Source organism: Leptolyngbya sp. FACHB-8, assembly GCF_014695575.1.
Taxonomy (GTDB): domain Bacteria; phylum Cyanobacteriota; class Cyanobacteriia; order Elainellales; family Elainellaceae; genus Vacuolonema.
On record NZ_JACJOO010000067.1, the window covers coordinates 29,320 to 51,498 of the forward strand.

Genomic DNA, 22,179 nt, shown 5'->3' on the forward strand with positions numbered 1-22,179 from the left:
TACCTTTGTTCTGGTCAGGTTTCAAACATGTGGATGGGGTGTGGTGAAAGGGGCATTTCGTGTTCCTTTCACCACACCCCATCCATGCATCTAAACACTCTCCTCTATTCTGATTTCCTGAAGTGATAGTGTCTTTGAAAAGCATTGGCTTTAGAGGACAAGAATATAGGCTGTTCACTTTTATGTTAAATTTCCTAGAGTATCTACGCCGTTAGGTACAACTCCTTATTTCAAGGCTATTTCAGAACGTTGATTTCAGATCTGAAACATCCTCGAGCCAAATTTTCTGTTGAAGCGGATCAATTTGTCTAGGCTAGGCGGTCAAAAAAAGAATGCTTTTTACGAGTTTTAATTTTTTTGTATTGGTTGCGATCGCCTTCGGGTTGTACTACTCGACAAAGAAGCAAAAGTTGCAAATCCTTATACTAATCATTGCAAGCTTTATTTTTTATGCTTGGAATTTTCCTGCACTCCTTTTGCTTCTACTCCTATCAATTGCTATTAATGCTATTTCCAGCTATGGCATTACAACTACAGGGGATAAAAACCTCAGGAAGATATATGCAACGCTAGGAGTTGTGCTCAACCTTGCAATTTTAGGTTTCTTTAAGTATAGCCCTTTAATTGGCCATACTTTTTTTGAGGACAAATCAACAATTGGGCAATTTTTAGTATCAATTCCTCTACCAATTGGTATTTCGTTTTTCACCTTCCAGGGAATTAGCCTCGTTATTGATACTTTCACGGGCAAGGAATTAGTTTTAACAGAAAGCCATGGAAACAAATTTAGTACACATCTGGCTAAAGTAACGCTATTTAAAGCCTTCTTTCCACAGCTGGTTGCTGGGCCTATTGTCAAAGCCCATGAATTTTTACCTCAGATAAAATCTAAGTTCTTATCCAATATTGAATGGGAATTCTGCTTTAGGAATCTCGTGGCCGGGTATTTTCTGAAGATGGTTGTTGCAGACAACCTCAAAGAGCAAACCTATTGGATCACCTATCCCTGGTTTTCTAACGTTTCCTTATCTGGGTTGCTAACACTTTTGTTTGGATACTCAATGCAAATCTTTGCCGATTTTGCAGGGTATTCCCTCATCGCTATTGGCCTTGCCGCATTGTTTGGATATAGGCTAATGGACAACTTCTTGTTCCCCTATATCTCCACATCTTTCTCTGAATTCTGGCGGCGGTGGCATATTTCCCTATCTAATTTTCTCAAGGAGTATTTGTATATACCCCTGGGAGGTAATCGGAAAGGTCGAGTCAGAACCTATATCAACTTAATGATTACGATGATGCTAGGAGGACTATGGCATGGTGCAGCTTGGAGCTATGCAGTGTGGGGAACATACCATGGCGCATTACTCGCTTCTGAACGTTTTTTAAAGGAAAGCTTTAATCCAAAACCTTTGAATCTTCCAAAAAACGTTATTCTTATCATCAAAGGAATTTTAGTATTTACAGCGGTCAGCTTTGGATGGTTACTATTTAAGCTACCCAATTTTGACCATGTAATCAAGTACCTACAAGCAATGATTCATAATGTTTTTTTTCTAAATCAGGATATAGACATTATGTTCTTCGTTGCAATTTATTCACTTCCTGTAGTGATTTATCATTTTCTATATCTTTATAAGGAAGGAAAGAATAGTTCTGGCTACAAGAGCTTACAGAGACTTGAGCCTATCATTTATGGAACGATGCTTTTTATGTTGATTTCAAATAGTGGTTCTTCTGGAGATTTTATCTACTTCCAGTTCTAAAGAATGCTTTAAAGCTCACTGAAAAAGTTATTTTTCGTGCAGAAAATGCATGAAAGAAATAACTAAAACGGACCCTGGTATCTTGTCAATTTCTCCCGAAGCATTGAGCGAGAAGCACTGGCCATGATGATACGTAAAACGTTGACGGTAACAATTGCTTTGATTCTGTTGTGGTCTATCATCGTCAATTTTCTACCACAGGATTTGGATACTTATCAGAGCCAGCGAGACAATAATTTAATTCGTGCACAAGACTACCTTTATAGCGTTCCTAACATTCAGGAAGAGAATGTCATTTTAGGTACTTCTCTTTCACAAAAAATTTCTGAATCCCTCCTATCTAAAAATTTTTATAATCTTGCCTTTGGTGGCCAGGGAATATTCGATGGTTTGGATGTTGTGAATTATCCCAAGGAGAAGCCAAGGGTAGTTTTTATAGAAATCAACAACATTTTGAAGGTAGAGGGAGACCTGTTTACAGAGGCTTTATTTGGACCAGCTACGTATAACTTGAAGAAGTACGTACCCTTGCTCAGAGATAGGAATAAGCCTGTAGGGGTCCTTAGAGGCTTTACCCGACCAAGGCAGAAAACTGCTGTGAATTTTAAGATGGCTGAAGATCAGATAGATGAAACAGATGCTTATAAGGCTGTTCTCAACCAACAAAGGGAAGCTTACAAGACGAAACCTTCGAAGCAGAGATTAGATCCACTATTTCAAAGATTAAAGCAATCTGTTGAGAAGCTTGAAAAAGAAGGTACAACAGTTGTTTTCTTCGAGATGCCAGTGCATCAAGAACTCTGTACTATGCCACGCGCTACAACCATTAGGAAGCGCTTCTACGTCGAATTTCCTCAGAAACAGTACCTTTATATCAAACAGCCAAATTGCGGTAACTATCAGACAACAGATGGCATTCATCTAACAGAAGCAAGTGGCAATCGGTATTCTCTGTACTTCAAAAGAAAAGCTGCAGCTTTGCCGCTTTAATATTACATTTTTCATAGATAGCAATGGGCAAGTGCATTAAGTATGGTGGTATAGGACACTTTGTGCCTTATACCACCGTCTGCTATATTTAACCTCAATTTGAGGAAAGCTCAAGTGCCCATTTTGGTATTCGCAGAGCGCCCATCAAAATGTTTTTTCAGGGATGTGCAAGGCACGCCCTCGAAAGAACCCTTAACCCGAACTCAACAGTTTTGTTGTATACAGTGTGCGAGCCACCACATACAACAACAATGCGCAAGGTCTAATCAACTCGACATGAAGATGCCTCCGTTCCATACCTTAACCAGACAAAGCTAGGACATGAGAGATATCTTCATGTTGAGTGGATAGATATAGCTTATATTTTGCACATTTCTAAAACTAAAACCCAGAAGTATAATTCTTCCACAACAACGTGGCTGAAGAATTACACTTCTGGGTTCTGGTGCAAGATCCAGGCCTATAAATTATGACCCTGGGTTAACACGCATTAGAACCTGGCCAAACTCCACAGGCTGAGCATTTTGCACAAGGATTTCGACAACTTCTCCGACTACTTCGGCCTCGATCTCGTTCATGATCTTCATAGCTTCAATAATACAGACAGTTTGGCCCAGACGAATCCGATCGCCCACCTCCACAAAGGACGCCTCGTCAGGGCCGGGAGCTCGATAGAACGTACCGACTACCGGAGCAACGATATCGATAAGCCGATCGTTGGCATGGGGAGCTGGAGCAGGGGCTGAAGTAGCAGCAGGCAAAGGGACAGGAACAGGAGCGGGTAGGGAGGCAGGAACGACACTACCCCGATCAGGTTCGACGGGGAGGGAGCGATCGCTAAAAACACCTCCCTTGCGTACCGTCAGTTCAAAATCGCCACTTTTTAAGTTCAGCTCCGCAATATCGGTCTGACTCAGGGTAGACAGCAGCTCGCGCAGTTCGTTCCAGTTCAATTCCACGTCCTATCCGCTCAATCTAATCGTGCAGTTTTATAAGAGACGACTTGCTTCAACAAGCCATCATGGGTCTCCCACACCGTTGCCTATTCTCGGCCCAGGTAGGAGTCGTTCCGGGTATCAATCTTAATGCGTTCGCCAACGGAGATAAACAGGGGCACCATAACTTGAGCTCCAGTTTCAACCTTAGCAGGCTTGGTACCGCCCGTTGCGGTGTCTCCCTTAACGCCGGGATCAGTCTCAGTAACCTCCAAAACAACGGAGTTGGGTAGTTCCACTTCCATCACCTGGGTGTCCCAACGAACCACGCTGACTTCCATGCCCTCTTTGAGGTACTTGACACGATCGCCGATTTGCGCCGCCGTCAGTCGTCCCTCTTCGTAGGTTTCCATATCCATAAAAACGTAATCATCACCTTCCTTATAAGTGTGTTGCATCACACTCTTTTCGAGGATGGCTTGGGGTACGGTTTCACCAGCCCGGAATGTACGCTCAATCACGCTGCCCGACTGTGCATTTTTCAGTTTCGTGCGTACAAATGCAGAGCCCTTCCCCGGTTTTACGTGCAGGAATTCAACTACCCGCCAGACGTTACCATCTAGCACGATGCTGACACCGGGACGAAAGTCGTTGCTGGAAATCATGAATCTCTTTGATTTGTGGGAGAACAATCGGCATCTAATTTTACCGCTTGTTGTGCGCTTGAGACATGAACGATCGCTTTCATTCAGCAATTCTCATTTTGAAATTAGGCCCGAAAACCGCGCGCCAAAGGCGCGCGGTTTTCGGGCATCAAAGCCAAGAGTTCACGCCCTACGGGCGTGAACTCTTGGCTTTGATGCCCATACTGAGAATTGCTGGCTTTCATTCAGACTTTGTGCTTTTACTCAGTTAAGCTCTGACAATAGGAACGATTGAGCTTCCCTGCGCCAGAACGAAAATGTTCGAATTTTGCGAATTTCAAGAGACGCTGACACTACACATATTTTCGTGAGAATTTGCAAGTGCCAATTGACGGAGAGCTCCAAATCCAACTAATCTACAAAAAATACATCGATAAACTGGAGTATGAGCTCATCTAAACCCTAAAGTTTGTCTCCGCCGTAGACAGCAGTGTGGGTTGGTGAAGCATATTCTCGCTTATCTCACGAGGTAATTGTTGTGGGCATCGTTGTTCAGGAGGTTTCCAAGGGCTTTGGTTCATTCCAGGCGGTTGACCAGGTCAACTTGGAAGTAGAGACTGGGTCATTGGTGGCATTGTTGGGACCATCGGGGTCTGGGAAGTCTACTCTGCTACGTCTCATTGCAGGGCTAGAAACTCCAGACGCCGGGCGAATCATCCTGACAGGACGAGATGCGACCTACGAGACTGTGCAGGAGCGCAATATCGGGTTCGTGTTTCAGCATTATGCGCTGTTTAAGCACATGAACGTGCGGGAAAATATTGCGTTCGGCCTGAGTCTGCGCAAAACACCCAAGAAAGCGGCCCAGAGACGGGTGGAAGAATTGTTGGAGTTGGTGCAGTTGAAAGGGCTGGGCGATCGCTACCCCTCCCAACTCTCCGGGGGCCAGCGGCAGCGTGTGGCTCTAGCTCGTGCTCTGGCAGTAGAACCCAAAGTATTGCTGCTCGACGAACCCTTTGGCGCTCTGGATGCCAAAGTTCGCAAGGACTTGCGAGCCTGGTTGCGCCGGATGCATGATGAGGTGCATGTAACCACAGTGTTTGTCACCCATGACCAGGAAGAGGCCATGGAAGTTGCCGACAAAATTGTGGTGATGAATAAGGGGCGCGTGGAACAGGTGGGCACCCCCGCAGAGATATATGACAACCCTGCAACGGCATTTGTCATGAGCTTCATCGGCCCAGTGAACGTGTTACCGGGCACATCCCGGATTTTTGAAGGGAATGGGTTTGAGTCACCCCATCCAGAAGTCTTTGTACGACCTCAGGATGTGGTAGTAGAAGTAGAGCCCAACGGCTCAACGGTATCGGCTCGGGTGAATCGCGTTATCCACCTGGGTTGGGAAGTGCAGGCCGAGCTGATTCTAGATGATGGTCAAGTGGTGACGGCACATTTGACGCGCGATCGCTTTGATGAGCTACAACTCGCCCCTCAACAACGGGTGTACGTTAAGCCCAAGGAAGCTCGCGCCTTCCCGCTTTACTACTCCATCTAGATCGCCTATTCATGATGCGCTGAAACGCTTGTGGTATGTGCCTTGCACGCAATGTTACTACTACAAGCGTTTCAGCGCATGTGAGATGAATACGCAGGTTGGCGTCTCTAACTATGCAAGCCAATTGAATTAGTAGGAAGCTGTGCCTTCTACGCCCTGGCGCATCAGGACGCAAAAGGCACAGCTTCCTATTGAATCTGGTACAAGTCAGTGTTATTCGTCTAAAGTCCAGAATGGAGAAATGGAGAACGTAATTGACGATCGCACGGCTCAAACCCCTTCTACGCTGGCTCATTTTAGGGGCAGCGCTGTTCTTCCTGGCCAGTACGGTGCGGCAGCACTGGCATGAAGTAGCGGCAATTCGGTTGGACAAACGAGGCTGGCAGTTGTTAGCGATCGCCCTACTCACAACCCTCTTGGCGCATGTTTGGACAGGGTGGGTATGGGGTTGGATCTTGAAGGCCCTGGGCCAGTCTACCTCTGCCTCCTGGAGCATCCGTACCTATCTCACCACAAACATTGCCAAATATCTGCCGGGAAATGTCTGGCATTTTTATGGTCGGGTGTGGGCAGCCCAAAAAGTGGGGGTTCCATTAGCGATCGCCATCGTTAGCGTTGTCTTAGAACCGTTGCTCATGGCGGCCTCGGCCCTCCTGGTCGGGCTCCTGGGAATTCGACAGGCTGGATGGGGCCTACAAGCCTTGAGTTTGGCGATCGCTCTGGCCCTGGTGCATCCCCGCATTTTGAATCCGGTGTTGCACAAGCTCAGTCGTAAAAAAGCCAGCACCGATGAAGGTATGGCAGTGGAAGCACAGCAAGTCGAGCAGATTGGGTTGCAGCGCTACCCGGTTTGGCCACTCATCGGAGAGTTGATTTTTCTCGGGTTGCGGAGTCTAGGTTTTATCTGGATTGTGTTGGCATTTGCCCCAATTCCTCCTGAGCAAGTGTTACCGGTGTTTAGTGCCTTTAGTTTTGCCTGGTTGTTAGGGTTAGTGGTACCCGGCGCTCCTGGGGGAATTGGCGTATTTGAGGCGACGGCGATCGCCCTCCTGCCAGCTCAGCTCACCCCAGCTGTGATCCTAAGTGCCGTTGCCTGTTATCGCCTGGTAAGTACCCTGGCAGAAGCGTTAGGGGCGATCGCCGGATGGGGTGTCGGTAAACTCGCCAAGCAACCTTGATGCCCTGACAAACGCGACAAAGGCTATATAGTGGCAGTTTTTACTTATATCGCTTTGCTACATCCCCAACTCAAAGATTAAGGCGGCTCAATTCCTCCAGCAGTAAAGCTTCGGCTTCCTCATCAGAAATTTCGTTCAGGGTTTGGAGGGAATCCCCAGTGGCGTTGGGTGAAGGGTCAGTTGGTGACACGGAAGTAAGCTCCGGAACAAGCAGGCTGATGAGATAGGTACCGAGAGCATCAGGAGTAGGGTGATCAAACAGTAGAGTGATGGGTAAAGGGCGACCCAACTCCGTTTGTAGGCGATTACGCAACTCAACAGAGGTCAGAGAATCCAACCCCAATTCTGTGAAGCCAAGAGTGGAGTCGAGCCGAGTCACTGAAATTCCGAGAACGGTGGCCACCTGAGTTTGCACGTACTGGGTGATCAAAGCAGGACGAGCCGACAGCTCAGTCTGTTCGAGTTGCTGAGTTAGAGCAGAGGTTGTTGCTGGCTGCACAGAGACAGCAGGACGGGCATGGGAGGTCACGATGTCCTTTAGAAAAGCAGGAACCCCCTCCGCTTTCGTCCATTGAGCCCAATCAATCGGCAATACACTGATTTGTGCCGATGAGGAACTGAGCAGATGTTCCAGGACTGTGAGGGCCGTTTCTGGGGCAAGGAATTGGATACCGCGATCGCCCAAGTTTTTTCGCACCACCGGATCATTCGCCATACCACTGCCCTCCCAGGCTCCCCAATTGATGCTGAGGGCGGGCAATCCCTGGCTTTGCCGGAAATGGGCCAGGGCATCGAGGAAGGCATTGGCAGCAGCATAGCTCCCCTGTCCAGCGGACCCGAGCAAAGCCGCCGCTGAGGAGAACAGCACAAAGCAATCCAATGGTTGCGCATGGGTCAGGGTGTGAAGATTCCAGGCCCCTTGCACCTTTGGAAGCAACACCTGAGCCAGCCGCTCTGGAGTTTGCTGAAGCAAACTACCATCATCCAAAACACCCGCAGCATGGAAGATTCCGCACAGAGGTGGAGTTGCGCTGCCCCAGGAGAAATGCAGGTAGGGTTGTAGAAGCATGGCTAATCCATCTGCATCAGCGACATCTCCTGTCAGGATGTGAATGGTAGCTCCCGTCTGGCGAAGGGTGGCGATCGCCCGTTCTACCTCTACCGACGGGGCGGAGCGACCCATCAACAACACATAACGAGCACCCAGGCCGACAAGCCACTGGGCCACCTGTAACCCTAAGGCTCCCAGACCACCCGTGATGAGGTAGGAACCATCGGGCCGTGGGCTGAAAGTAGGGGTCACTACCAGTTTCCCTAAATGCCGCCCCTGCTGCATGGTGCGGAAAGCTTCGATAGTATCTTTGGCTGCCAGTACTTGGTGGTGAATGGGGTGAAGCTTCCCAGCCTGCAGCAGACGCAGCACATCCTGTAGGAGAGACTGGATCTGCCCAGGATCAGCTTGGGTCATCTCCATTAAATCCACTACGGTATAAGCGACATCGGGCCGAACCTCAGCGACCTGTTGCGATCGCCAGATTCCAGCCTTCCCAATCTCCAAAAAATGTCCACCTGATTTCAAGAGAGACAGGCTCTTGGGAATGAAGTCTCCATTTAGAGAATTAAGTATCAGGTCAACCCCTTCACCCTGGGTCGCAGCACGGATCTGATCGGCAAACTCCAGGGTGCGTGAGTTGTAGAGGTGTTGGATACCGAGCGATCGCAAGAACTCCCATTTACTGGGAGAGGCTGTCGCAAAAATCTCTGCACCAACCAGCTGTGCGAGCTGAATTGCGGCTTGTCCGACACCTCCGGCAGCCGCGTGAATGAGAACGCGATCGCCCTGCTTTAACTGCCCCACCTTAAAGAGGGTGTAATAGGCTGTGAGAAACACCACAGGGATCGTAGCCGCTTCTGCAAAGCTAAGAAATTCGGGTTTGGGGGCAACCAGCCGGGCATCAACGGTGACAAAATCGCTGAAGCTGGCGGGGGCGATCGCGACAACCGCATCCCCAACGTGCAGATCAGCAACACCCTCGCCAACCTGCACCACTGTTCCAGCACACTCCAGCCCCAACGGTCCAGCTTCACCCGGGTACAATCCCAGCGCGTTCAGCACATCCCGAAAGTTCAGCCCCGTAGCTCGCACCCGAATTTCTACCTCGCCCGCCGCTGGAGCCCTGCGAGCCACGGGCTGCCACGTCAAATTTTCAAGAGTACCCCGTTGGGAAATGTGGAGCTGCCGTCCCAGTCGGTCTGTTGCAATCGTGGGCTTTTCGATCGGGGAAGCCAGACGTGCAACATAACGCTGCCCCCGCCGAAACGCAACCTGATCTTCCAGGGGGGTGTTGGTCAGTTCTTGAAAGAACTGAGCAGGATCGAAATTATCGTGCTCTAAGTCGATTCGGGTACAGCGCAGTTCTGGATGCTCCAGAGCAATAACACGCCCCAACCCCCACAGCGGAGAAGCACTGGGATCGATCGGGTCAATGGATGAAACGGATTGGCTGCCCTGAGTAACGATCCACAACCGGGGTGGATTCGTAGCCGCAACCAATTTCTGTACCAGTTGCAACACCGTTTGGGTATGGCGCAGGGCCTGCGCTGGGCTGGATTCTCCTCCATCTGCCAGGTACAGAACATGTTGAATATTGGACAGAGCCTTAGGAGCCATCTGCCAGGTTGCGGGATCTCCTGTTTGGGTCCATACCGTTTGTTGTTGGGCCGTTAGTGCATGGGCCAGGGCATCGGTGAGGGGAGAGGGGGCACCGGGTACCAGTAACCATTGGGCAGGTGATAGGGAGGTTGTAGAGGAAAGAGGCTGCAATTGCCAAACCACCTCATACAGCCAATCCGCCGGGTTAGGTTCCGCAACAGGAGTCATGGAAGTACTCAAGGCTCCAGCCTCAACTCGCTGGGCTGTTAAGCCATCCACCTTGATGAGCACCTGCCCCCGCTCATCTAATAGATACACAGTAGCCGTGACAAAGGCTTTATCCTCTCGTAACGGCTGAAGCTGGATATAACTCCATACGGCTTCAGGGATGGGATGGAAGTACTGAAGTTGATCAATACCCACAGGCAGATAGGTCGCGCGTTCGCTTTCTGGCAACACCGCCAGAACCATTTGGAAGCAAGCATCCAATAAAGCCGGGTGAATGTGATACTCCCCTCTATGGCTTTGGTTTCGAAGGTCTTCTGGGGGAACAGATGAGTTAATTGGCCCTTTTACCCAACCCAAGACTTCGCCATCGTGAGATGCAAATTGTTGAATTCCTTGAAACGAAGGGCCATAATTCAACCCCAGTTTTTGACAAGTTTGGTAATGTTGCACAACTTCCTCAGACCTAGGCCCCCTGGAAGATGGGCTAACCTGCATGTCCATCAAGCGCCGTTGGAGTGCAGGCAAATCTATCGGTTCTGCTTGACCTGGCTCCAACGCCAGCTCCCCAGAGCAATGCAATGTCCATTCATCCCCAGTGCCACTCAGGATCTGGAAGGTTGCACCTTGAGCCTGACGATTGAGTAGAGTTTGGAGAGTTTGAGGAGCATCCGATAGCCGCAGCGGTTGTGAAATTGTGACATTCTTTAGAGTTATCGGCTGATCAGGCCAGAGGGTTTTGGCAGCGGCGATCGCCATCTCCACATATGCGGTTCCTGGCATAATAACGGTCTCGTTGACCTGGTGATCCGTTAGCCAGGCCGGTTGTGTATCTCGCAGCTCACTTTGAAACACAACGGTATCGAGTGCCAGAGACAAGCGACCCCCCAGCAATGGGTGCCCCCCAAGCCCTTGAGGCTGAGAGTGTGGATGGGTAGAACGGACAGTCCCTGGAGCATCTAACCAGTAACGTTGGCGTTGAAACGGGTAGGTCGGCAGAGAGATCCGTTGAGCCTCTATGCCATCCAGCACAGCAGACCATTCAATCGCCTCCCCAGCTTCATATAACGTCCCCAGGCTTTGCAGGAGAGTCTGAATTTCCGATTGAGCAGGCCGCAAGCTGGGCAGGTATTGCATCGCTAAATCCTCAGCCGCCCCAAGAAGCTGTGGATTCGGGAGGTCATCTGGGCTAAGGTCCTCGACTTCAAGTAGTTGAGCATCCGATCGGTGAGCTAGAACCGATCGCGCCATACCCAACAGCACCGGCTTGGGGCCGCACTCTAGTAGAAACCGGTAGTTGGCTCGGCACAACGTTTCGACACTGCGAGCAAACTGTACGGGCTGGCAAATGTGATCGCACCAGTACTCGGCTGTGGCAATTTCAGGGCCAACGAACTCTCCGGTAACGTTCGAAACCAATGGCAGGGTGGGCACACGGTAGGCAATCCGAGTGGCGATCGCCCGGAACTCGGCCACCATGGGCTGCATCAACGGCGAATGAAAGGCATGAGACACGGACAGAGGCGTTGTTTTAATTCCTGCAACACTCAGGTGGTGGGCAAAGGCTTCCAGTTTCTCCAAAGGCCCCGAGAGAACCGAGTTCTCAGGGCTATTCAGGGCGGCGATCGCCACTCCCGGATACCGTTTTAGCCAGGGCTGGAGAACATCCGCAGCGGCCATCACCGCTAGCATTCCACCATTGCTGGGGAGAGCTTGCATCAGGCGTCCACGAGCGGCGATCAGCGTCAACGCATCCTCCAGAGTAAAAACTCCGGCAATACAGGCGGCGACGTACTCTCCAACACTATGCCCCATTACCACAGCAGGCTGAATTCCCCAGGATTTCCAAAGCTGGGCCAGGGCATACTCCAACGCAAATAGGGCAGGCTGGGTGTAAGCCGTCTGATTCAACACGTCAGAAGAAGCCAACTCCCCCGCTATTTCGGGACGTGAGGGATAGAGGAGGCTCACCAAGGGTTGATCTAGATGGAATTGAAGAATTTCAGCACACTGATCAATTGCCGCACGGAACAGGGGATAGCGATCGTACAGTTCACGACCCATACCAGAATATTGAGAACCCTGGCCCGTGAAGAGAAAGGCAACTTGAGAGGGCAGGGCGGTAGGGGAGCAGGGCGGTAGAGCAGAGGAGAGAAGAGATTGAAGTTGGCGATGGAGGTGTTCGGTGGAGTCGGCAACGAGAGCAAGACGGCAGCTGTTGGGCGATCGCCCAACAGCTGCCGTCCAGCAAATATCCTCCAGGCTAGTGCTGAGGTGAGTTTGGAGAAATTGCAGATAGCGCTGGGCCAGCTCCGTCAGGGCCTGTGGGGTGCGGGCGGAGAGAGGGAGGAGATGGGGATGGGTAGATAGTTTCTCTTCTGCCTTCTTTTGTTGGGTTGTTGCCTCTTCAAGAATGACGTGTACATTGGTGCCGCCGATACCGAGAGAGTTGACACCGGCCCGGCGGGGATGACCTTCGGGGTGCCAATCTCGCAGTTGCGTATTGACGAAGAAGGGGCTATTGGGAAAATCAATTTGCGGATTGGGTGCCTCGAAATGAAGGCTGGGAGGTATCTTGCCGTAGTGTACGCTGAGGGCCGCTTTGATGAAGCCGACTACCCCAGAGGCAATGTTGAGGTGCCCCACATTAGTTTTAACGGAGCCGATCGCACAAAATTGCTTCTTCTGAGTGCTGGCGCGGAAAGCCTGACTCAGGGCGGCCACCTCGATGGGGTCACCCATCGAGGTGCCAGTGCCGTGGGCTTCTAGATAAGTGATGGTTTCCGGGTCAATATCTGAGAGGGCGATCGCCTCTGTCGCCACAGAGGTTTGCCCTTCTCCTCGGGGAGCCAGGTAGCCAACTTTCTGGCTACCATCGTTGCCCATGGCAGAGCCTTTGACCACCGCGTAAATGTGGTCGTGGTCAGCGATCGCGGCTTCCAACGGCTTCAGCACCACCATCCCAACTCCACTGCCAAACAGCGTCCCCCGAGCGTTGGCATCAAAGGCGCGGCAGTGACCATCCGGCGTCAAAATCATTCCTTCCTGGAACAAATGCCCGGCTTTTTGTGGAGTATGGACTGAGACCCCCCCGGCCAACGCCATATCGCACTCGCCTGCCAGCAAACTTTGACAGGCCATGTGTATGGCTACCAGCGATGTGGAGCAAGCCGTCTGCACATTGACACTGGGGCCGCGAAGGTTCAGCTTATAAGACACCCGCGTCGTCAGATAATCCTTATCATTCGCCACCGTCAGTTGAAACCCTCCCAGAGAACCGAGGGTCAGCGTATCCAGAGGTTCGTGGGGATCGAGGCGATGGCGATTGGGGTAAACGTGGTTGAGCAGGTACGTGTTCATCGAGGCCCCCGCGTAGATGGCGATCGCCCCCCCATAGCTCAACGGATCGTACCCGGCATCCTCCAGGCTTTCCCAGGCGCACTCCAGCATAAGCCGTTGCTGGGGGTCGAGCAGTTCTGCCTCACGGGGATTCAGCCCAAAAAATTCTGCATCAAAAGATTCCACATCATCCAGAATGGGGCTGGCTTTGACGTAGTTGGGATGGTTGACTAACTCCGGTGGCACCCCGGAGGCTAGCAATTCTTCATCGCTGAAGAAAGCAATCGATTCCACTCCATCACACAGGTTTTGCCAGAACTCCGTCAGGTTTTTCGCACCGGGGAAACGGCCTGCCATGCCAATGACGGCAATATCTGTTGTACGCACCTGGGGTTTACGACGTTGGGCACGTTGCTGCGCCTCTTGAAGCGTGGTGTTCGAAGACGAATCCTGTTCTAGAAAAGTAGCCAGCGATCGCACCGTTGAATGCTGGAACAAATCTACCGTTGTTACCGATCGTTCCAACCGCTCCAGAATCTGGGCCATCACCTGCATGAGCGCTAGAGACGTTCCCCCCAATTCAAAAAAGTTTTCATCCAGCCCCACCGATGGCAGGTTCAGAACTGCCTGCCAGATAGCGGCAATTTCCTGTTGCAGCCTGCTCTGGGGCAGAGATTGAGTGGACGTGGGGCGATCGCGCCAAAGCTGGGCCATCTCCTCCACGATGCGATCAAACTTTCCGGCGGCAAATCGCTGGCTGAGCTGACTGCGCTGGATTTTACCAATACTGGTTTTGGGAATGGCAGATCTTTCTACGGGAATCAAGAAGTCTGGATTGACACCAATCGTCTCGATCACCTGGCGACGGATACGGCCCAATAAATCTGCCGTGACTTGAGTGGAATCGATGGGGTGGAAGAAGATAGCGACGCGATCGGTTGTGTCGTGCGATCGCCGTACCCCGCAGGCCGCCGTGAACGATACGTCAATTTCCGGTAGTTCCTCAACGGCTGCCTCAATTTCGTGATTATAGAAGTTGGCCCCATTAATGATGATGACGTCCTTCTGGCGCCCGGTTAGGGTCAGCCGCCCCTGTTGCAAAAAGCCTAAATCTCCTGTGTTGAACCATCCGTCTGCCGTAAAAACCTCTGCATTCGCATCCGGTCGGTTGTAATATCCCTGGGTAACCGTTGCTCCCTTCACTTGCAGGGCTCCGATAGTACCTTCAGGAACCACAACATTTTGGTGATTCACAATCCGCAGCGCCACACCAGGAATTGGCTCGCCTAAATCCACCAGAGCATTTTCATCCTGAGCAATGGTTTCGGCAAAGTTGTGGGAGTGAACAATGCCGGAGCAGGTTTCTGACATACCATAGCCGGGGCTAACAGCGGTTTTGCTCAAACCATGGGGAGCCAGCAACTCCAGAAACCGACGAGTCGTCTTGCCTACGACAGCTTCCGCCCCATTGCCCATCCAACGTATCGTCGACAAATTCCACTGCCGCTGACTTAAAGCTTCTGCGCGATCGTTGATCAATCCATAGGCAAAATTAGGGGCCCAGGTGGCAGTTACCCGGTAGCGCTCCAGCACATCCAGCCACCGCAATGGATCCTGTAACACCCACTCATTGGCCACCTGAATCTGCTCGCACCCCAGCATGATGGGGGTGAGGTGGAACATAACGATACTGGCTACATGCTCTAAAGGCATCCAGTTGAGCTGGATGGAATTTGCCGTTAACCCGTTGACCGTAGCCATACCGTAGGTGCTGACCCGCAAGTTTCGGGTACTCAGCATCACGCCTTTTGGCAAACCGGTACTCCCTGAGGTCAAGATCAGCAGAGCCAATGCATCTAAATCAGGGCGATAAAAATCCTCATGGGGAGCATAGCTCTCCAAATCTTCAATGGAACAGATCCATTCACCCCGTACCAGAGAAGCCGTATGCTGGGATTTGGGCAGAACCTTGGAAGCTCCTTGGCGCGATCCTTCACTCTCCCCAACGGTGTTTTGGGCTGATGGGACAAGGGTGCGATCGCAAAACTCCCGAATTTCCCTCTCTAACTGTCGCTCGGTCACAATGACTGGATCATCCAACAGCGCTAATGCGCCACGCAGGATCGCGGACTTACTATTGTCCGTCATATAATCCGGTGCCACGGGTACAGGTACAGGTACAAAGCCCCCCAGAAAGCAGGCCCACAGAGCAGCCAAAAAATCAGCACTTTGAGGGCATAGCACAATCACTTTTGTTTGGGGTTGTACCCCCCTGGCCTGCAGTCCTCTCAGGATGCATTGAGCCCGTAGCAACAATTCACGGTACGTTTGACGTCGTTCTTGCCCATCAGCACCCAAATAAGTGATGCCCCGAGATGACTTCGCCGCGCGCAGGAGCAAATCGGGCAAGGTCAACGTCCAATCAAACGTTGAGGGAAGGGGAATACCGGGGTGCAGCGACGGGTTAGCAATGGGTGATGATGTCGTGTTCTGATTGCGATCGCCCTTTTCCATCACGGTTTCCTATATTTTCCCAGTCAGCCAATTTTACGTTGTGAAAACGCCTTTATCAGTAGTTTTATAGCACTCCCTGCGCTTGCTCAAAAGCAACTTTAACGCCAAAAAATACATTGCTGAATGCATTAGTAGAGCTGAACGTTGTGTGCACTTCATACATACAACATTGGAGGACCTCAGAAAAACTGTCCTAAATACTGTAGAGAGATGAAACGAAATATGGAATCACGATTCTACGTTCCATGCGTTCCTCTATTTGATAATGGAACAAAAAGAAAACAGCTGAATAGATAGAAATCTCGCGTAAAAAAATACAGGTCTGCCACCCAAAATTCATGCTCATTCTGCAATACCGAGAATAGCCATTGTGCAGACAGTTTTTTCTGGAACGGTTAATTCCTGGTTGATAAATCAACAGACATTGTACTGACGCATGATTGGGTGTGTTTGTGCCCTCGACAACTGTAGGTTACGTGGCGCGAGCTTGTGTAAGCCTAGTATCAGTAGCTGAAGTTGGCCGTCAACCATAGTTAATTCCCGCTGGCATTACTAGGCGATCGAAGTTGTAAGTCCAGTTCTAAAATCAGCCCTTTCAGGAAAAAAGTTCAACTTTTTGAAAAAGGACTGTGAGGAATTGAAGAAACTAGTTAACAGTGCCCACAAGGAATGCTAGGCTCATCGGCAAGCCATTTCCAGTCTATTTGAGGGGCATCGGCAAAAGGGAAAACGTGTGGTGTAAGGAGGCATGGTTGTGATACAAGACATCCAAAATTGGAATTTTAGGGGGAGACAGGAACCCCTATCAGGTGGCGATTGCTGCAATCTTCAAAAGCCATTAATCAGGACAGAAACGTAGGGTCTGCCGTGGTGACTGGAACGAGCCAGTTTGCCTATCGCATTTCAATCATGGCTTAAACCCGTTTTTGTCCCGTTTTTATTCAAGAGAGACTCTCACTCTTTCTCAATACAGGGTCAGTTCCCCAGCGATGCGAGGGGAACTCACTCTGTAATGGCGCTCGTGGCAGCGCTGTTCCCTGAAGATTGCTCTAAACCCTATGGAAACGCTGACTCTGACAATATCAGACGAAACTCTACGCGATGGCCAACAGCAGGTTGGGCTCTTTTTCGACCCCGACATCGAGCATACCCTGGCCCACGCCATTGCCCGCACTGGGGTTCACCAAATTGCATTGATGCCCGCTGTCCACGCGAGCGAAGCAACCCTGGTTCGCTCCCTGATTCATGAAGGGTTGGGGCAACAAATTATTGCCTCCACCATGCTGACAAAAACGGCTATTGATCAATCCGTTGCCTGTGGAGTGCGGCAAATTATCCTATTCCATGCCGTGAGCGATCGCCTCCTTCTCCTCCGTGACCCCGACCTGCGACAGCACCCCGCCTACCGCGACAAAACCCTGGAAGACGGTATCCCAGAATCTGTGCTGGAACAGATCCGCCAGGCCATGCTCAATAAAGTGGTGGAACACTTACGCTACGCCGACGAGCGCGGTCTGAAAATCTGCTTTGCTGCCGAGGATGCTAGCCGCACCGACTTTGATTTTCTGGTGGATTGCATCTGCAAATTCCAGCCCTATATTGAGCATTTTCTGCTGTGCGATACCGTCGGCATTCTTACACCGGAAACAACTTATCAGTGGATTTCTAACCTCCTCGCTCACACCCGACAAGCACCTCTGGCCGTCCACTTTCACAACGACATGGGCATGGCTCTAGAAAATACCATTCAGGCCGTTCGAGCCGGAGCCTGTGGCATCTCAGGCACCTTCGGCGGCATTGGTGAACGGGCTGGCAATGTTGCGCTGGAACAAGTTCTCCACGGCCTAAAGTGGCGCTTTGGGTGGGAAGTCGCCGGCATCGATTACGATGCCCTCAATCACGTCACAGAATACCTGCACAGCCTCGGAGCCCGAGCTCATGCCCCCTACTCCCCGCAGGCGCAACGCCACGAAAGCGGCGTCCACGTTCACTCGTTATTGCGCGATCGCCACAGCTACTGCATCTTTCCCCACGTCGAACCTGAAATTTGGTTTGGCAAATGCAGCGGTATCAGCAATCTCCAGCACCTATTCGAGCAGCAGTTGGGGCAATCGCTCAGTCGCCACCAGTACGAGAGCTTAAGAGCAGATTTGAAAGCGATCGCCATGCAGCAAAAGCGATCCTTTTCTGCCAGTGAGGTTCTGGAACTTTTGGAGAATGGCACGTTGAAACTCCAGATGGCTTGAAAGAAGGCACATGCAATTTCCAATGCAATTTCCAGATTTCTGAAAACACTTTAGAAATCTAAACAACCCAAGTTCGGATTAAGAGCGTTTTGGAGTACCACATGATACGGGGTACTCCAAAACGCCTATGCGTGTGCAACGCACAACGATCCCAAAAGTCCTTAGCCCGGTGCATTCTTGTTGTGTGTGGTGTACTTTGCACACCACACACAACAAGAATAGACCTCCTGCGTGAATTGTTGCGCGGCTGCGCAACAATTCACGCTCTCAGAAATCGATTCATGCAGGAGGTCTAATGTGTAAACCCTGGAGAGACTAAGAACGACAAAGACATAGCCAAGACTAAAAAATGAGATCTTGATGAAGAAAAGTAAAGCAGGCCGAGCCCTTTGTATCGAAGTATCAAAAAAGCCGGCACCTCTCAAAACCGTAGCCTATGATACGAATATAAACCAATAAATCGTTCATCTCTCCGCTGGGCTGAGGCTCTGAGCAGTCGCGGAGAGACGGAAGTAGGGAACCCTCCCGAAGGAACGCGCCGCACCATGCTTCATCGCTTCAAGGAGGCAACATGAAACTCAAGTATCGCGGCGTTAGCTATGATAGTTCGCCCAACTCTACACTACTTAAAATTGGCCCAGTCCTTGCGAAAGGCCTGTACCGTGGCTTATCCGTTATGTTTCGGAGAGCTGAAAATGTTCCTGAAATGCCCAGCTACGAACTGAAGTGGCGTGGCGCTACGTACCACAGCGGTCGCCCGACTCCTATTACAAGCCCGGTTCCTGTCCCTGCAACAGTTCCTATTCCTGCAACGGTTCCCGTCTTTGAAGCGGCCCCAGTCATGGCACCCGCTGCCCCTATCGCGCTCGGTGCTGTTCCTGAAGTTGTTCCTACGCCCGCAGTCGAAGCTGCTGTACCTACCATGTCTATTAATGATCGCTCCCGCAATCTGTTTATCCAACGCCACAAGAGCATGCGTCGTCGCGAACAGGACATGATGGTACGCCTTGCCGAGAAGATTGGTCTACCCATTGAGCAGGTAACGGGCTACGAAAGCCAGATCCAGGGAAAAATCCCCCATGACTTCGGTGGTTATGAAAGTAGCCATCGAGCCATGAGTTAAGTGTCTGTGGTGAGACAAACACTATCGCTGTAAGCGAAACACTCCAGCCGATTTCAACCTTCCCTGAACAACGGATTTTGAGCTTGCCGCGATAGTGAATCGGGCCAGTGTGTTTCCACACACTGGCCCGTTTTCTTAATCTTGCGCACTACGTACACAGAACCAGACAGTTTATTTTTGAAAAGCGGCGCTTTTCAAAAATAAACTGTCCTAACCAGATTGTATGAGTTTGTCTCTGCACCAGAAACGTGCAGACACAGGCCGAGACGTTTAGGCGTTAGTCGGTTCCAACTGTAGTTCCGGTTGGGAATGTTGGGCACGGGCGATCGCCGCCTGCACCAGGCCTCGGAACAATGGATGAGGCTTGTTGGGATGGGACTGAAACTCTGGATGGAATTGGCAGGCAATAAAGAAAGGATGCCCCGGCAGTTCTACCATTTCCACCAGACGGCCATCCGGCGACGTACCACTCACCAGATATCCCGACTCCAAGAACAAGGTGCGGTAGGCGTTGTTAAACTCATAGCGATGCCGATGCCGCTCATACACTACCTCATCACCGTACAGCCGATCTGCCAGGGAATTAGGAGCAATACGGCAGGGGTACAGCCCAAGGCGCATAGTACCGCCCAGGTCTACCACATCATGTTGTTCGGGTAACAGGTTAATGACCGGGTTAGTAGTCTCTTTGTCAAACTCAGAACTGGTTGCATCCTGTAGCCCAGCCATATTGCGTGCCCACTCAATAACCGCGCACTGCATCCCCAGACACAGCCCCAGGAAGGGGATCTGGTTTTCACGGGCGTATCGGATAGCGGCAATTTTGCCATCAATACCTCGGGGACCAAAACCACCCGGGACAAGAATAGCCTGGACACCTCGCAGGTGATGCTCCACCGTCAGGGGTTCCAGATCCTCAGAGTTAATCCAACGAATTTTTAGGTCACCGCCTTCACTGAGGGCCGCATGTTTCAACGATTCCACTACCGAAAGGTAGGCGTCGGTCAGTTGCACATACTTACCCACGATCGCCACTTCGAAGGGCTGACTAGGGCGGTGCAGTTGCTCTACCAGGGCCTGCCACTGCCTCAAGTCAGGCTGTCGCTGCTCCATCTGCAAAATATCGAGCACTTGGTGTGCCAAGCCTTCCCGTTCCAGATTCGTCGGTACTTCATAGATGCTGCTGGCATCCTGACAGGTAACAACGCAGGATACAGGAACGTCACAGAAGCCAGAGATTTTTTCCTTAATGCTGGAGGCGAGGGGGCGATCGCACCGACACACCAGAATATCTGGCTGAATCCCAATGGAACGCAGTTCCTTCACCGAGTGCTGGGTGGGCTTTGTCTTCATCTCCCCGGCTGAGGGAATCCACGGCAACAGAGTGACATGCATATAGAGCACATCCCGCCGACCCACATCTTTGCGGAACTGACGAATAGCTTCTAGAAAGGGTAGCGATTCAATATCCCCAACGGTGCCACCAATTTCGGTGATGACCACATCGGGGTTGGTATTCTGGGCCACCCGATGCACACGTTCTTTAATCTCGTTGGTGATGTGAGGAATCACCTGTACGGTTCCCCCCTGGTAATCGCCTCGCCGCTCTTTATTAATAACGGCTTGATAGATCGAACCCGTGGTCACGCTATTCAGCCGCGACATGGAGGTATCGGTGAAGCGCTCATAGTGACCCAAATCCAGATCCGTCTCGGCTCCATCCTCGGTCACAAACACTTCCCCATGCTGGAAAGGGCTCATGGTGCCAGGATCAACGTTGATATAGGGGTCGAGCTTGAGGATCGAAACGGAATAGTCCCGAGACTTGAGCAGCCTCCCCAAACTGGCCGCAACAATACCTTTACCGATACTGGAGACTACCCCACCGGTCACAAAAATAAATTTCGTCATAAAAGCTAACTTGGAGTGCGATCGCCCATGGTGGTTCTGTGCGGTTTATCTCTGAACCATGACCGAGATTCAGTCACAAACCACAACCCATACATTCTGCCACAGTCATGGCGATCGTCATAAACCTTAAAATCATTAACTATTATAGGTTGAATGGGGGTAGGCCACACAAATCCATGTTCACTCCTATCCGTCCGGGCTTTTCTTCTAAAGTCCTTGGCTTTGTGTACGCTCCTGACTTTACATACGCTACATAGACCTAAAATCAGGGATTTCAGAACAGTTTGAAAGGAAACAAAACAACAATTCTTAAAACTTTCAAGAATTAAAGTTTTACCCGGGAGGCGGGCACTTTACTGTGTATTAATCGTCAATCTATGCCTGGCGGGGTACATCCATCACCTACGGGTGATGTAGAAATGATGCATGCCACGCTCCTGCCCGGGGCGTTTATCAACTTGTTCTCATTTAGAGGAGTAACGATCATGAAGGCTTACGCACGAATCGCAGGAGCAGTGCTCAGCACAGCGGTTCTGCTGGGGGGTGGCTGGGTTCATAGCGCCCTCGCAGAAACCCTGCTAACCCAGGACGGCGCTTTAGAAGAAGGCGACAAGGTACTGCCTAGTGACAATAGCCTGTACGACGAATACACCATTGAAGGACAACAGGGACAAACCATTGTCGTCAACATGGAGAGTGAGACATTCACTCCCTATTTAGCTGTTCTGGATCCCCAAAACCCAGATTCCTTTGTTCTGGGAGAAGGCGGCAACGTTCCGGGTACCCAAAGCTCCCGCCTGGAAATCGTGCTACCTCGCGATGGTCAGTTTCTGGTTATCGCCAATGGGATGGACAGCACTAGCCGAGGCGCTTACACCCTGGAAGTCAGCACTGGGGAAGCTAGCACAGGCGAGTAGTCCAACTCCGGTTACTTGTTATATGGGTTGTGGGCTCCGTAAAGTATTGCTCACAACCCACATCTGTTCATAAAATCCAAACACCAATTGTGGGCAGCGCAAAGCGTTGCCCACAATTCTTTTGAACAAAAAACTTCATCCTATTGTGGCTTTAGAGCCGCAATGAAAATTACTAGTACGCTG

At 50.9% G+C, this 22,179-nt stretch carries 11 protein-coding genes and 1 riboswitch; of the genes, 7 read left to right on the forward strand and 4 right to left on the reverse strand.

Annotated elements, in window-relative coordinates:
• The first annotated feature begins 332 nt into the window (after positions 1 to 332).
• Together H6F91_RS17340 and H6F91_RS17345 are read left to right on the forward strand one after the other, a co-directional pair.
• Positions 333 to 1,766 (forward strand): MBOAT family protein, encoded by a 1,434-nt coding sequence (locus H6F91_RS17340; protein ID WP_190774881.1) that lies wholly within the window; start codon positions 333 to 335, stop codon positions 1,764 to 1,766.
• 123 nt (positions 1,767 to 1,889) lie between these two features.
• On the forward strand, positions 1,890 to 2,756 hold the full coding sequence (locus H6F91_RS17345) for a hypothetical protein (RefSeq protein ID WP_190774880.1): 867 nt from the start codon (positions 1,890 to 1,892) through the stop codon (positions 2,754 to 2,756).
• A 467-nt stretch (positions 2,757 to 3,223) separates the two neighbouring features.
• Here the strand turns inward: H6F91_RS17345 and accB are convergent, their stop codons facing one another.
• Both accB and efp read right to left on the reverse strand, forming a co-directional pair.
• Positions 3,224 to 3,715 (reverse strand): acetyl-CoA carboxylase biotin carboxyl carrier protein, encoded by a 492-nt coding sequence (gene accB / locus H6F91_RS17350; RefSeq protein ID WP_190774879.1) that lies wholly within the window; start codon positions 3,713 to 3,715, stop codon positions 3,224 to 3,226.
• Between the two features lie 83 nt (positions 3,716 to 3,798).
• Positions 3,799 to 4,356, reverse strand: coding sequence for an elongation factor P (efp, locus tag H6F91_RS17355; protein WP_190774878.1), 558 nt, complete (start codon positions 4,354 to 4,356; stop codon positions 3,799 to 3,801).
• A gap of 517 nt (positions 4,357 to 4,873) precedes the next feature.
• Between efp and H6F91_RS17360 the strand changes: the two genes are divergently transcribed.
• Both H6F91_RS17360 and H6F91_RS17365 read left to right on the forward strand, forming a co-directional pair.
• Entirely contained in the window at positions 4,874 to 5,890 is a 1,017-nt protein-coding gene (locus tag H6F91_RS17360) for a TOBE-like domain-containing protein (protein ID WP_190774877.1), read from the forward strand.
• A gap of 254 nt (positions 5,891 to 6,144) precedes the next feature.
• Positions 6,145 to 7,068: a lysylphosphatidylglycerol synthase domain-containing protein gene (locus H6F91_RS17365; protein ID WP_190774876.1), complete on the forward strand. Its 924-nt coding sequence runs from the start codon at positions 6,145 to 6,147 to the stop codon at positions 7,066 to 7,068.
• A 70-nt stretch (positions 7,069 to 7,138) separates the two neighbouring features.
• On the opposite strand, the gene H6F91_RS17370 is transcribed toward H6F91_RS17365, so the two are convergent.
• Entirely contained in the window at positions 7,139 to 15,799 is an 8,661-nt protein-coding gene (locus H6F91_RS17370) for a type I polyketide synthase (RefSeq protein WP_190774875.1), read from the reverse strand.
• A 1,058-nt stretch (positions 15,800 to 16,857) separates the two neighbouring features.
• Between H6F91_RS17370 and H6F91_RS17375 the strand changes: the two genes are divergently transcribed.
• Together H6F91_RS17375 and H6F91_RS17380 are read left to right on the forward strand one after the other, a co-directional pair.
• Complete coding sequence (locus H6F91_RS17375) at positions 16,858 to 18,045, forward strand: 2-isopropylmalate synthase (RefSeq protein WP_190774874.1); 1,188 nt, start codon at positions 16,858 to 16,860, stop codon at positions 18,043 to 18,045.
• A gap of 459 nt (positions 18,046 to 18,504) precedes the next feature.
• Positions 18,505 to 18,585, forward strand: a riboswitch (Glutamine riboswitch).
• A 31-nt stretch (positions 18,586 to 18,616) separates the two neighbouring features.
• Positions 18,617 to 19,168, forward strand: a complete 552-nt coding sequence (locus H6F91_RS17380) for a DUF4278 domain-containing protein (protein ID WP_190774873.1) — start codon at positions 18,617 to 18,619, stop codon at positions 19,166 to 19,168.
• A gap of 270 nt (positions 19,169 to 19,438) precedes the next feature.
• Here the strand turns inward: H6F91_RS17380 and H6F91_RS17385 are convergent, their stop codons facing one another.
• Positions 19,439 to 21,079: a CTP synthase gene (locus H6F91_RS17385; protein WP_190774872.1), complete on the reverse strand. Its 1,641-nt coding sequence runs from the start codon at positions 21,077 to 21,079 to the stop codon at positions 19,439 to 19,441.
• A gap of 485 nt (positions 21,080 to 21,564) precedes the next feature.
• Between H6F91_RS17385 and H6F91_RS17390 the strand changes: the two genes are divergently transcribed.
• A complete protein-coding gene (locus H6F91_RS17390) occupies positions 21,565 to 21,996 on the forward strand; it encodes a hypothetical protein (RefSeq protein WP_190774871.1) in 432 nt (143 codons plus the stop codon).
• Positions 21,997 to 22,179: the final 183 nt, after the last annotated feature.

What these genes read in the sequence shown, in the direction of transcription:
- H6F91_RS17385 (WP_190774872.1), bottom strand. Translation starts at nt 21,079, where the DNA reads ATGACGAAATTTATTTTTGTGACCGGTGGGGTAGTCTCCAGTATCGGT.
- efp (WP_190774878.1), bottom strand. Translation starts at nt 4,356, where the DNA reads ATGATTTCCAGCAACGACTTTCGTCCCGGTGTCAGCATCGTGCTAGAT.
- H6F91_RS17390 (WP_190774871.1), top strand. Translation starts at nt 21,565, where the DNA reads ATGAAGGCTTACGCACGAATCGCAGGAGCAGTGCTCAGCACAGCGGTT.
- H6F91_RS17340 (WP_190774881.1), top strand. Translation starts at nt 333, where the DNA reads ATGCTTTTTACGAGTTTTAATTTTTTTGTATTGGTTGCGATCGCCTTC.
- H6F91_RS17380 (WP_190774873.1), top strand. Translation starts at nt 18,617, where the DNA reads ATGAAACTCAAGTATCGCGGCGTTAGCTATGATAGTTCGCCCAACTCT.
- H6F91_RS17370 (WP_190774875.1), bottom strand. Translation starts at nt 15,799, where the DNA reads ATGGAAAAGGGCGATCGCAATCAGAACACGACATCATCACCCATTGCT.
- H6F91_RS17375 (WP_190774874.1), top strand. Translation starts at nt 16,858, where the DNA reads ATGGAAACGCTGACTCTGACAATATCAGACGAAACTCTACGCGATGGC.
- H6F91_RS17345 (WP_190774880.1), top strand. Translation starts at nt 1,890, where the DNA reads ATGATGATACGTAAAACGTTGACGGTAACAATTGCTTTGATTCTGTTG.